Annotated in this window: 11 protein-coding genes and 1 pseudogene; 9 read left to right on the top strand and 3 right to left on the bottom strand. The window is 56.5% G+C overall.

Translation table 11 applies throughout. From position 1 onward, the window contains the following. Window positions 1-88: 88 nt before the first annotated feature. From cysS to QZ197_RS07655, 3 genes are read left to right on the top strand one after another with little or no spacing between them, the layout of a single operon-like run. Window positions 89-1,522 carry a cysteine--tRNA ligase gene (gene cysS / locus QZ197_RS07665; protein ID WP_296431299.1) on the top strand — a complete coding sequence of 478 codons (1,434 nt, stop codon included), beginning with the start codon at window positions 89-91 and terminating at the stop codon, window positions 1,520-1,522. A gap of 2 nt (window positions 1,523-1,524) precedes the next feature. Then, a complete protein-coding gene (gene cimA, locus QZ197_RS07660; protein WP_296431298.1) occupies window positions 1,525-3,150 on the top strand; it encodes a citramalate synthase in 1,626 nt (541 codons plus the stop codon). Continuing rightward, window positions 3,147-3,914, top strand: coding sequence for a squalene/phytoene synthase family protein (locus QZ197_RS07655; RefSeq protein ID WP_296431296.1), 768 nt, complete (start codon window positions 3,147-3,149; stop codon window positions 3,912-3,914). Before cimA ends, QZ197_RS07655 begins: the two co-directional genes overlap by 4 nt. On the opposite strand, the gene QZ197_RS07650 is transcribed toward QZ197_RS07655, so the two are convergent. From QZ197_RS07650 to cobA, 3 genes are all read right to left on the bottom strand, one after another. Beyond that, window positions 3,911-5,125: an MFS transporter gene (locus tag QZ197_RS07650; RefSeq protein ID WP_296431295.1), complete on the bottom strand. Its 1,215-nt coding sequence runs from the start codon at window positions 5,123-5,125 to the stop codon at window positions 3,911-3,913. The genes QZ197_RS07655 and QZ197_RS07650 overlap by 4 nt on opposite strands. Before the next feature lie 42 nt (window positions 5,126-5,167). Continuing rightward, on the bottom strand, window positions 5,168-6,415 hold the full coding sequence (locus tag QZ197_RS07645) for a cobyrinate a,c-diamide synthase (protein ID WP_296431292.1): 1,248 nt from the start codon (window positions 6,413-6,415) through the stop codon (window positions 5,168-5,170). A gap of 70 nt (window positions 6,416-6,485) precedes the next feature. Continuing rightward, the gene (gene cobA, locus QZ197_RS07640) at window positions 6,486-7,337 is read right to left on the bottom strand and encodes a uroporphyrinogen-III C-methyltransferase (protein ID WP_296431291.1); all 852 of its coding nucleotides are present in this window, start codon (window positions 7,335-7,337) and stop codon (window positions 6,486-6,488) included. 97 nt (window positions 7,338-7,434) lie between these two features. On the opposite strand from cobA, the gene QZ197_RS07635 reads away from it, so the two are divergent. From QZ197_RS07635 to QZ197_RS07610, 6 genes and pseudogenes are all read left to right on the top strand, one after another. Continuing rightward, on the top strand, window positions 7,435-8,484 hold the full coding sequence (locus tag QZ197_RS07635; protein WP_296431290.1) for a cobalt-precorrin-5B (C(1))-methyltransferase: 1,050 nt from the start codon (window positions 7,435-7,437) through the stop codon (window positions 8,482-8,484). Continuing rightward, the gene (locus tag QZ197_RS07630) at window positions 8,481-9,203 is read left to right on the top strand and encodes a cobalt-precorrin-6A reductase (RefSeq protein ID WP_296431288.1); all 723 of its coding nucleotides are present in this window, start codon (window positions 8,481-8,483) and stop codon (window positions 9,201-9,203) included. Before QZ197_RS07635 ends, QZ197_RS07630 begins: the two co-directional genes overlap by 4 nt. Next, window positions 9,200-9,829: a DNA-3-methyladenine glycosylase 2 family protein gene (locus QZ197_RS07625; protein WP_296431285.1), complete on the top strand. Its 630-nt coding sequence runs from the start codon at window positions 9,200-9,202 to the stop codon at window positions 9,827-9,829. Before QZ197_RS07630 ends, QZ197_RS07625 begins: the two co-directional genes overlap by 4 nt. Continuing rightward, window positions 9,826-10,494, top strand: a complete 669-nt coding sequence (locus QZ197_RS07620) for an alpha/beta fold hydrolase (RefSeq protein WP_296431283.1) — start codon at window positions 9,826-9,828, stop codon at window positions 10,492-10,494. The genes QZ197_RS07625 and QZ197_RS07620 overlap by 4 nt, the downstream gene beginning before the upstream one ends. A 135-nt stretch (window positions 10,495-10,629) precedes the next feature. Beyond that, a complete protein-coding gene (locus tag QZ197_RS07615; protein WP_296431281.1) occupies window positions 10,630-11,217 on the top strand; it encodes an HNH endonuclease in 588 nt (195 codons plus the stop codon). Between the two features lie 88 nt (window positions 11,218-11,305). Continuing rightward, window positions 11,306-12,018: pseudogene (locus tag QZ197_RS07610) on the top strand (glucose-6-phosphate dehydrogenase); the annotation flags it as partial.

The raw sequence follows: 12,018 nt of genomic DNA, 5'->3' as shown, positions 1-12,018 counted from the left end.
CTGCTGACATCTGTCGCGGGTTGCTCTTTCACGTTTCACATTAGAACTGAACTTGGTAAGCCCGCGGCGAAACGCTGCGCGAGGCACTATGACAAATATCCGGCTGAACAACACAAAGACCCGCAAACGCGAGGACTTTTATCCGATTGATCCTAAGAATGTACGTATGTACCTGTGTGGGCCGACGGTCTATGATCGCGCGCACTTGGGCAATTCGCGCCCGTCGCTGGTGTTTGATGTGCTCTTTCGCTTGCTCAAGGAAGTGTATGGCGCAGATCACGTGACTTACGTGCGCAACTTCACCGATGTGGATGATAAGATAAACGCGCGTGCTGCCGAAAGCGGTCGCGCGATTGGTGATATCACCGCAGAGACGATCCAGTGGTATCACGATGATATGGACGCGCTGGGCGCACAGCGACCTAGCCACGAACCCCGCGCAACCGATCACATTCCGCAGATGATCGCGATGATCGAAGACCTGATAGCCAAGGGTCATGCATATCCGGCCGAAGGGCATGTGCTGTTCGCGGTGGAAAGCTATGCCGAGTACGGTGCGCTGTCGGGACGCTCGATCGACGATATGATTGCCGGTGCCCGCGTTGAGGTTGCCCCCTACAAGCGCAATCCGATGGATTTCGTACTTTGGAAGCCGTCTGGAGACGGTGTACCGGGGTGGGAGAGCCCGTGGGGGTATGGTCGTCCGGGTTGGCACATCGAATGTTCTGCAATGTCGCTTGAGCTGTTGGGCGAAAGCTTTGACATTCATGGCGGTGGCAATGACCTGATGTTCCCGCATCATGAAAACGAGATCGCGCAATCCGCTTGCGCCCATCCGCACGGGGAATTCGCCCGCTATTGGATTCATAACGAAATGCTACAGGTCGAGGGCAAGAAGATGTCCAAGTCCTTGGGTAATTTCTTTACCATCCGCGATCTATTGGATCAGGGCATCCCCGGCGAAGTGATCCGCTTGGTGATGCTTGGCACGCATTATAGCAAAACGATGGACTGGACAGAGACCCGCAAGACCGAAGCCGAGGGTACTTTGCGCAAGTGGTACGGTATCTTGCACGGTCATGGGTTCGGGCCAGAGTTGATTGCCGCGTTGAAGGCTGATGGCAAATGGCAACCGGATGAGGAATTCATCGGGGTGCTGGCCAATGACCTGAACACCTACGGCGCGCTCGCGCGACTGCATGTGTTGTCCAAGGGCAAGACGCCAGTCGCTTTGGCTGGCTTTGCGTATGGGCTACAAATGCTGGGGCTGGTCAATGACTGGTCTGCAATCCCGCAATTCGACGGCGGCGAGGCTGGTGCTGGTGTGGCTCCGGCGGTTGCGGCGCGTGTGGACGCGTTGCTGGCGGATCGGGCTGCGGCGCGGGCTGCCAAGGATTGGGGGCGTGCAGATGAGGCCCGCGATATCCTTAACGCGGCTGGTGTGCAGGTGACAGACGTAGGCGGGCAGGCGACATGGTCGCCGGGCCCCGAATTTGACGCAGCCAAACTAGAGGGGCTGTAAAGATGGGCAAAGAACGCCTTTACCTTTTCGACACGACCCTGCGGGACGGGGCGCAAACCCAAGGTGTCCAGTTTTCTGCCGCTGAAAAGCACCAGATTTCTGCCGTGCTTGATGGACTTGGTCTCGATTACATCGAAGGCGGTTGGCCCGGTGCGAACCCGACTGATACCGAGTTTTTCGCAAGCCCACCCCGGACCCGTGCGACCTTTACTGCTTTTGGAATGACCAAACGCAACGGACGGTCTGCCGAGAACGACGATGTTCTGTCGGCAGTGATGAACGCCGGCACCCCTGCGGTCTGTCTGGTTGGCAAGGCACATGATTTCCACGTAACCACTGCGCTGGGCATCACACTTGACGAAAACATCGAAAACGTGTCCGCCAGTTTTGCGCATATCAAGGCGCAGGGCCGTGAAGGGTTGTTTGATGCCGAACACTTCTTTGATGGCTACAAAGCCAATCCAGACTATGCGCTGAAGGCAATTCACGCGGCATACGATGCCGGTGCGCGCTGGATTGTGCTGTGCGATACCAATGGCGGCGTGCTGCCGCATGAGGTTAGTGATATCGTCACAGCCGTGATCAAAAGCGGCATTCCGGGCGATCATCTGGCGATCCATACACATAATGACACTGAAAATGCGGTCGCGAATACACTCGCTGCGATCTTGGCTGGTGCGCGGCAGGTGCAAGGGACATTGAATGGCTTGGGCGAACGGTGCGGAAATGCGAACCTGACCACGATCATTCCGACGCTATTGTTAAAAGAACCCTACGCCAGTCAGTTTGAAACGGGTGTGTCGCTAGAGGCGCTTAAGGGTTTGCGCCGCGCGTCGCGTTTGTTGGATGATATCCTTAACCGCGTCCCTGCAAAGCAAGCGCCCTATGTTGGCGCTTCGGCGTTTGCCCATAAATCGGGTCTGCACGCCAGTGCGATTGCCAAAGACCCTTCGACCTATGAACACGTTGATCCTGCATCGGTCGGCAATGCTCGTGTTGTGCCAATGTCGAACCAAGCAGGGCAGTCGAATTTGCGTGCGCGTCTACTGGATGCAGGTCTTGAAGTTGAAGAAGGTGATCCGGCTTTGGCTCGCATTGTTGAGCGGATCAAAGAACGTGAAGCACAGGGTTATTCCTACGACACAGCACAAGCGAGCTTTGAGTTGTTGGCCCGCGACGAACTGGGCACCTTGCCAAAGTTCTTTGAGGTAAAGCGCTACCGCGTGACTGTTGAGCGGCGCAAGGACAAGCGCAACCGGATGGTGTCGATTTCCGAGGCTGTCGTTGTGACCAAAGTGCACGGTCAAAAGATGTTGAACGTCAGCGAAAGCCAGGGGCCTGACGGGTCAGATCAGGGTCCCGTCAACGCGCTATCAAGGGCTTTGTCCAAGGATTTGGGGCCTTATCAGGACATTATCGACGACATGCAACTCGTTGATTTTAAAGTACGTATCACCAATGGCGGCACCGAAGCTGTGACCCGCGTTATCATCGACAGCGAAGACGGTCAGGGCCGCAGTTGGTCCACGGTTGGTGTTAGTGCGAACATAGTCGATGCGTCCTTTGATGCGTTGATTGATGCGATCAATTGGAAGCTGATCCGCGACGGCGCAAAGGTCCATCCATGAGTTTTGAGGCCTGTGCAGCCCTGGTTGAACGTGCGGACCCACTCAGGTTTCGTGCGACAATGGCGGCCCCTGTACCTGCGCGCCAAATCCTGTTTCCGCTTTATGCGTTTAACGTCGAAGTGGCCCGCGCACCTTGGGTGACCCAAGAGACGATGATCGCTGAAATGCGCCTGCAATGGTGGCGCGATGCGCTTGAAGAAATCGCCGAAGGTCACACCGTGCGCAGGCATGAAGTTACCGATGCGTTAGCAGAGGTATTGGATGCTGATGGCGCGCACTGTTTGGACGGTTTGATCGCCGCGCGTCGCTGGGACATCTACAAAGACCCGTTTGAGGATCAGGCGCACTTTGACGATTATATCAACGCGACCTCTGGTCATTTGATGTTTACTGCGGCGCGGTTGCTGGGTGACACGACCGAGGCAACAGTACGCGATTTCGCCTATGGGGTTGGTGTAGCAAGTATTTTTCAAGCACTGCCCGCGCTTGAGGCACAAGGGCGCGCACCATTGATTGACGGTTCAGATGCTGGTGTGGAACAGCTCGCAAGTGCTGCTATCTCGCGCATGAATTCGGCTGCAAGAGCCCGCAAGACCGTGTCAAAACTGGCGGGTGCCGGGCTTGTTGCGGGCTATCATGCGCGCCCTGTTTTGCAAAAAATACTTAGCGATCCATCGCTCGTGGCGTTGGACGGATTAGACACCAATCCGGCCCGCGATAGCTTGCGGTTCTTGAATGTGTCAGTGCGCGGTTGGTGGCGCTAGAGTGCCATTTTTGGCTGACGTGTCAGCCAGATCAGCGACCCGCCTGCCAGCACCAAGAACGGCACCATCGCAAGGTTGACTGCGTTCCATCCTTCGACCGCAGTCCCGCCTGAACAGTTCATCAAGCCACCCGATGCTAGGGACGCGACAGTGACCATGCCAAAGACGATCATATCGTTCATGCCTTGAACTGATCCACGTTCCTCGGGGCGGTGCGCCCCAGCGAGCATTGTGGTCGCGCCGATAAAGCCAAAGTTCCAACCAAAACCCAAAAGAACAAGCGCCAAGAAAAAGTTCCCTAATCCGACGCCAGACAGTGCAACCATGCCCGCGCCCATCAAGATCAAAAGCCCGATAGCGACGATTTTCTCGACCCCGAAGCGTGCAATCAGGTGGCCGGTAAAGAACGACGGCGCGAACATCGCCAATACATGCGCTGACACGATGTCATTGGCGTTATCAGTCGTAAACCCGCAACCGACGACCGCCAGCGGGGTCGACGTCATCACAAGGTTCATCAGTGAATAGGACACCATCGCACAGATAATCGCGACCACGATACGTGGATCGCGTAGCATTTCGCGACGGGTGCGGCCTTTGGTTTGGACGACTTCGGGTTCTGATTTGGTGCCTTTGGGCAAATCGAGCCACAGAAATAAGAACATGCCGACAAGGTTCAAAACGATGATCGCAAGGTATGTGCCAAGGAACGGGACGACGGTGGCGTCTTGGACAAACTTGTTCAATTGCGGGCCGACGATGGCTGACAGTAATCCACCTGCCATGACATAAGAAATAGCCCTTGGACGGAACGCTTCGGAGGCAGTGTCAGTCGCGGCAAAGCGGTAAAAACCCTGCGCAGACATATAGATACCAGTCAAGTATGATCCGGCAAGAAGTGTGATAAAGGAGCTGGTATAAAGCCCGTAAGCAGAAACAGCAGCACCCACGGCCCCTGCAAATGCCCCAAGGAAAAAGCCGAACTTACGCCCGTTGCGCTGCATCAAAGGGCTGATCCACGGCGCTGTTGTCATGGACCCGAACACGATAAACGAAATCGGCAAGGTTGCGAGGCAAATGTTCGACGCCAACTGCCCGCCAGCCAGTCCGCCAACCACAAAAATCATCGGCAATTGTGCGCCAAGGATTGCTTGGGCCATCACGAGCACGGCCACGTTGCGCTTGGCGCGGGTATCGTCTGTATAAGTCATTCAGATTGGCTACGCCTGTAATTGTGCGCTGGCAAGACCAGCTTATGCCAAATCTATAATATGTCCGAAACTGCCCGAGACATTGTTCTGGATCAAACCCATGGCGGGCAGGGTGGTACCTTCGGCGTCGGTGGCGTTGAACAAGGGTCGGCCTGACGTTTTCACGGTTGTGGCATAGTGGAATTCATGGCCAGACCAGCGGCCTTTCAACGGTCCTTTGTCTGCTTGCAGGTGCCGGTAACCCAAATGGAGTTTACGCTGTGCAAATGACGTCTCAAGCGGCAGTAGCCCCGCCATTTTGTGAGTTACGCCGTCTGCGTCAGTCAGGGCGTTGCCCAATGTCATGTAGCCGCCGCACTCGCCATAGATTTGCGCCTTGCTGTTGTGCAAGCTGTTTAGGAATGTGCTGTTTGCTGCCAGTTCTCCTGCGTGCAGTTCAGGGTAGCCACCTGGCAAGTAAATGAAATCGGCGTCAGGTGCCGCTTCATTTTCGAGCGGTGAAAAGAATGACAGCGTAGCGCCAGCGCTGTGCCAGTCTTGCAAAACATGCGGGTAGTTAAAGGCGAATGCGGCATCTTGGGCTATGGATATACGTTGCGCGGGGGGCGGGAAACGGTGTGTCGAAGGGGCTGCCGAGATCGGTGTCAGCAAGGCTTTGAGTGCTGCAAGATCAAGGTTGTCGGTGACGATATCGGCGGCGTAGTCGAGGTAGCTGTCCAGATCGGGACGTTCTTGCGCTTGGACCAACCCAAGGTGGCGAGAAGGCTGTTTGAGCGTGGGCGCGCGGGGGATTGCACCGATGACTGTGATACTATCCAAAGCACGCCGCAACATGATTTCGTGCCGTGCGGATCCGACGTTATTCAGAATTACGCCTGCGAAATGTAGGCGCTGGTCGTGATTGATAAATCCATTCGCGAGTGCGGCAACCGAGCCTGCCATTTTGCCGGCATCAATAACCAAGATCACAGGTAAGTTCAGGATGCGGGCAAGATCAGCGCTGGCCCCTTTGCCGTCCGGCGGTGCGCCGTCGAAAAGTCCCATCGCGCCTTCGATGATCACCGGAATAGGACCTGCCGCAAGCGATCGGATACGCGCAGGGGACATCGCCCATGCGTCAAGGTTCAGGCAAGTCTGGCCGCATGCAGCCTCGTGAAAACGCGGATCGATGTAGTCGGGGCCAGATTTTGCGCCGCGGACTGTGGTATCGCGACTGAGAGCGCGCAAAAGCCCAAGTGTAAGTGTTGTTTTGCCGCTGCCCGATGAAGGGGCGGCAATCAGAAAGCTCATATTATGCGGAGGCGGCGGGATGCCTCCGGCGGGAGTTTGAATGGCAAGATGATGATGGGGCGCATCGCGTTCAAGCGGATTCGGCGGGGCGACCGCGGCCCAATGGGTCAAGATTGCGAGGGGCGTCGCCTGCGGCCATTCCTTGCCAGTCGAGGACTTGGCGCATCAAGACTGATTGTCCTACACAGATGATCGCTGGTGGTTCAAGTTGCGCGTTTGCGATGTCTTCGACAATCGTGCCAAGTGTGGTTTCCAACACTTGTTGTTGGTCGGTTGTTGCTGTGGTCACAACGGCGACCGGTTCATGGATACTGCGGCCTGCATCGATCAGCTGTTTTGAGATTTGAGCAATGTGTTTCATCCCCATGTAGATCACAAGAACTTGGCTGCCTTTGGAAATACTGGTCCAGTCAAGCGAGCTTGGGGTGTTGCCCGACTGGTCGTGGCCGGTAACAAAGGTGACCGATTGGTTCACATCGCGGTGCGTTACCGGGATGCCAGCATACGCCAGCCCCCCGATGCCTGCTGAAATGCCGGGGATGATGCGGATCGGGATGCCATGCTGCACTAGCGTTTGTGCTTCTTCGCCACCGCGCCCGAAGACGAAAGGATCGCCGCCTTTGAGCCGCAGAACACGTTTACCCTCGCGGGCAAGATCAACCAGCCGCAGCGAGATATCGCGTTGTTTCGCCGATGGTTTGCCGCCGCGTTTGCCAGCATAAATATGTTCGGCTTGCGGAGCCCATGACAGGATTTGTTCCTGCACCAAAGCGTCATAAATCACAACATCCGCCTGCCGTAGCGCATTCACCGCATGCATGGTCAGCAACCCCGGATCACCGGGGCCTGCGCCGCAAAGCCAAACCCATCCGGGTTCAAGTGTCGGCCATGTGTGTGCCGGGAGTGGTATGACTGTATTCATGTGCGCATTATGCCGCGCCTGCCTGCGCTTGGAAAGGCCGCAAGCGACCTGCGATTGCGGATTGCCGTCAACGGCGCTGCTGCCTATCGTCGCGGCGATGACTGATGAACCAAACAAAGAGCTGCGCCGCGGCTGGACCACGGGCGCTTGTGCGACCGCTGCAACCAAAGCGGCGTTGGTTCGCCTTTGGGGCGGGGCGTTTGAGGGCGACGCGACAATCACGCTGCCCAAGGGCGAGACGCCTGTTTTTGCGCTGGCGCTGGCAGAGGCTGGCGATGGCTGGGTGCGCGTTGGAATCACCAAGGATGCGGGCGATGATCCTGATGTGACGCATGGCGCGTTGATCGTTGTGACAGTGCGCCGATCAAAGGGCGGTGTGGTTTTTAAGGCAGGTACGGGTGTTGGGACTGTGACCAAAGCGGGATTGCCGATCGGGGTGGGCGAACCTGCAATCAATCCGGTGCCGCGTCAGATGATGACGGATGTCGTGACCGAGGTGGCTGCACGTTTTGGTCAAACGCCGGATGTCGAGATCGAGGTTTCTGTGCCTGGGGGTGAGGCGCTTGCGCTAAAAACCTGGAACCCGCGTTTGGGGATTGAAGGTGGTTTATCAATTCTTGGCACCACGGGTGTTGTGCGCCCGTTTAGCTGTGCCGCTTGGATTGCGTCTATCCACCGCGGGATTGATGTGGCCCGTGCAAATGAAATGGACCATGTGGCAGGATGTACCGGTGCGACGTCCGAAGCGACGGTGCAAAAGCTCTATGGCCTGCCGGACTACGCAATGTTGGATATGGGTGATTTCGCGGGGGGGATGCTCAAGTATTTGATCAAACACCCGGTCAAGCGCGTCACAATTGGCGGCGGGATTGGTAAGATAACCAAGCTTGCGCAGGGCGCGATTGATTTGCATTCGGGGCGTTCGCAAGTGGATTTTGCAGCTTTGGCGCAGATGGCTGGAAAGCCAGAAATTACTGACGCGAACACGGCGCTTGAAGCATATCAGATCGCCGGCGCGCCTTTGGCGGACCGCGTGGCGCAAGCAGCATTGGCACAGTTAAACGCGCGGTTTGGCGATGCTGGCATTGCATATGATGTGGTTGTGATCGACCGCAAAGGCACGATTATCGCACAGGCGGGTCCATGACGCTTTTGATTCTGGGTGGCACGGGCGAAGCGCGCCAGATTGCCGAACGGCTTGCTGGGCAAGACGCGGTCATTTCGCTGGCAGGGGCGACGCGTGCGCCGCAAGCGCAGGCATTGCCGGTACGGATCGGTGGCTTTGGCGGGACAGACGGCTTTGAAACTTACTTGCAAGAAGCGCGGATACAGGCCGTTTTGGATGCGACCCATCCTTATGCAGAGCGGATCACGGCGCGGACAGCTGGGATTTGCGCCAAACGCGCTTTGCCGTATTTGCAGTTTTTGCGACCGCCGTGGCAGGCAGAGGCGGGTGACAACTGGACCGAGATTGCGCGCGAAGAAGATGCAGCCGCGCATGTCGCTCCGGATGCGACTGTGTTCTTGGGCACGGGACGGCAAACGTTGGAGCGTTTTGCAAATCTGGCAGGACGCGATGTGATTTGCCGTCAGATTGATCCACCCACGCATGATTTTCCTTTTGCTGGAGGGCGGTTCTTGGTCGGTCGACCGCCGTTTTCGGTTGCGGATGAAGTCGCATTATTCAGCAAGTTGGGCGTTGATGTGCTGGTCGTCAAAAACGCTGGTGGTGCGGCAAGTCGTACAAAGCTGACCGCGGCACGGCAGTTAGGTATTCCGGTCTTGATGATCGCGCGTCCACCATTGGGGGATTGGGCCGTTGTAGATGATGTTGATGCGGCCCTTGCTTGGGTGGCTGCGCTTTGAACGAAAGACGTATTATATCAGATGCTTGCGTGGCAGAGGGGGCCGCTTGGCTATGCCAGCACGAGCCACGCTTTGCCGCCGCAATGCAAGATTTGCCGCCATTGCCGCTGCGATTGAAACCAGAAGGGTTTGCGGAACTATTCAGCGCGATCGTCAGCCAGCAGGTCAGCGTGGCCTCGGCCAATGCGATCTGGGGCAAGCTGTTTGCGGCGGGGATGACCACACCTGAAGTAGTGGCGCAGGCCAGCGAAGAGCGCTTGCGCGAATTGGGGTTAAGCGGCCAGAAAGTACGCTATGCGCATGCGTTGGCGCGGGCAAATATTGACTATGCGGCATTGCAAGAACAGCCCTCAGAAGATGCGATCAAAACGCTAACGGCGGTATCAGGCATCGGCCCTTGGACGGCCGAGATTTACGTGATGTTCGCGCTGGGGCGGGCGGATGTATTTGCGCCCGGAGATCTGGCGCTGCAAGAGGCGGCCAAGTTAATCTTTGATTTGCTTGAGCGCCCGAAAGAAAAAGAGTTCCGCGAAATGGCGCAAAATTGGTCGCCGTGGCGATCGGTTGCAGCGCGCATCTTGTGGGCCTACTACAAGCACAGCAAACAACGGGAAGGCATCACATGACACGTGGCTTAGAAGCACAACGGCGCGAGCCGGTATCAGGCGAAATCAGATCTTGCGTGGTGTTTTTACACGGCTATGGGGCGAACGGGGCAGACTTGATTGGCTTGGCGGACCCGCTGGGCGAGCATTTGCCGGATACATTGTTCATTGCACCCGATGCGCCAGAGGCTTGCGCGGGCGCACCCATGGGGCTGCAGTGGTTTCCTATTCCTTGGATCGACGGATCAAGCGAAGAAGAAAGCAATGCAGGGCTAGAAAACGCCGCTGCTGACTTGGATGCATTTCTTGATGGCGTGATGGTCGACGAAGATCTCTTGCCAGAACAAGTGATCGTCTTGGGCTTTTCGCAAGGCACAATGATGGCGCTGCATGTCGTACCAAGGCGTGAAGATGCGATTGCAGGCATCGTCGCATTTTCGGGTCGTTTGTTGCAGCCCGAAGCATTGGCCGATCAAACCCAAAGCCGTCCGCCAGTTCTGTTGATTCACGGTGATGCAGATGAAGTGGTACCACCGCAATCATTGCCGCAGGCGGCGCAAGTGCTGCAAGAGGCCGGTTGGAAAGAGGTCTACGCCCACATCATGAAGGGCACAGGCCACGGGATTGCGCCTGACGGGTTGCAAGTGGCGCTGGCGTTTATGCGCGACCGGTTGGGGCTAAGCTAGGTCCCGGATCGCGGCAAAATCGTCGCACATGATGGGGGTTGTCACATTTCCGTCGCCATATATAGTCTAGCCTAAGAAGCATGCGGGACTGCCGTTTTTTGCTATCCTGCATCGGCTTATCTTAGGATAGACGCGATGACGCAGACTGATTTTCGAACTGATTTTGTCCGCGCGCCCGGTGCGCTCAAACAGTTCCCCGCACTTGTACTGAACGCCGATTATAGGCCGCTGTCTTATTATCCACTTTCGCTATGGCCTTGGCAGGAAGCGGTCAAAGCGGCGTGGCTTGACCGGGTTGATATCGTCAGCGAATACGCAGAAGTCGTGCGCAGTCCTTCGACAATCATCCGGATTCCGTCGGTTGTGGTGTTGCGGGACTATGTCAAACCACAGACGCAGGTCGCGTTCACCCGCTTTAACTTGTTTCTACGAGACGAGTTTACGTGCCAATACTGCGGGACAAACGGTGATTTGACGTTCGATCACGTCGTGCCGCGCGCAAGTGGCGGTGTGACCAGCTGGGAAAATGTGGTCGCAGCCTGCAGCCCTTGCAATCTGCGCAAGGGATCGCGGTCGTTGCGGCAATGCGGGATGAGCTTGCGCAAACCGCCCCGCCGTCCAGTGTCAGAGCAGTTGCACAATGTCGGCCGCAAGTTTCCGCCGAACCATTTACACGAAAGCTGGATGGATTTTCTCTATTGGGATGCCGAACTGGAGGCATAAGCCGCGTTCTGGTGCTAGACTTGCGGTAAGCATCGGGGTAGGTAACCGGCGTTAGCGCTAACGCGCCCACTCCGTAGGGAAAATACTCATGGTCTCACGCGTCATTCCGGTCGATAGATTCGATCTGGTTATTTTTGGTGGAACGGGCGATTTGGCCCGCCGCAAAATCTTGCCCGGCTTATTCCGTCGTTTCTTGTCTGGGCAAATGCCCGAAGGGTCGCGGATCATTGGCGCGGCGCGTTCTGATTTGGACGGGGATGGCTACCGCGAGATGATCGCGGGAGCAGTGGCCGAATTTGGCGGCGAAGAGAAAAGCAATGCCAAAGGGTTAGACGCATTTCTGGCTTGTCTGGATTACGTGGCAATTGACGCCAAAGGCGATGGCGGTTGGGCGCAGTTAGCAGGTTTGGTGCGCCAGGATGTCGTGCAGGCGTTCTACTTTTCAGTGGCACCTTCATTGTTCGGCTCTTTGGCGGAACGACTGCATACCAATAAAATTGCAAACGCAAAAAGCCGGATCGTGGTCGAGAAGCCATTTGGTCGCGATCTTGAAAGTGCGCGCGCGTTGAACAAAACGCTGGCCGAACATTTTGATGAAAGCCAAATCTACCGTATCGACCATTATTTGGGCAAAGAGACGGTGCAAAACCTGATGGCGGTTCGTTTCGGCAATGTCCTGTTCGAACCGCTTTGGAACAATCACTACGTCGATCACATCCAAATCACAGTTGCCGAAACCGTCGGTGTTGGTGGGCGCGGGGCGTATTATGACCGCTCTGGCGCGATGCGCGATATGGTCCA

It is taken from the genome of Yoonia sp. (assembly GCF_017854415.1).
Classification (GTDB): Bacteria; Pseudomonadota; Alphaproteobacteria; order Rhodobacterales; family Rhodobacteraceae; genus Yoonia.
The sequence above is the reverse complement of the archived record's forward strand: the minus strand, read 5'-3'. Positions and strand labels throughout refer to the sequence as shown.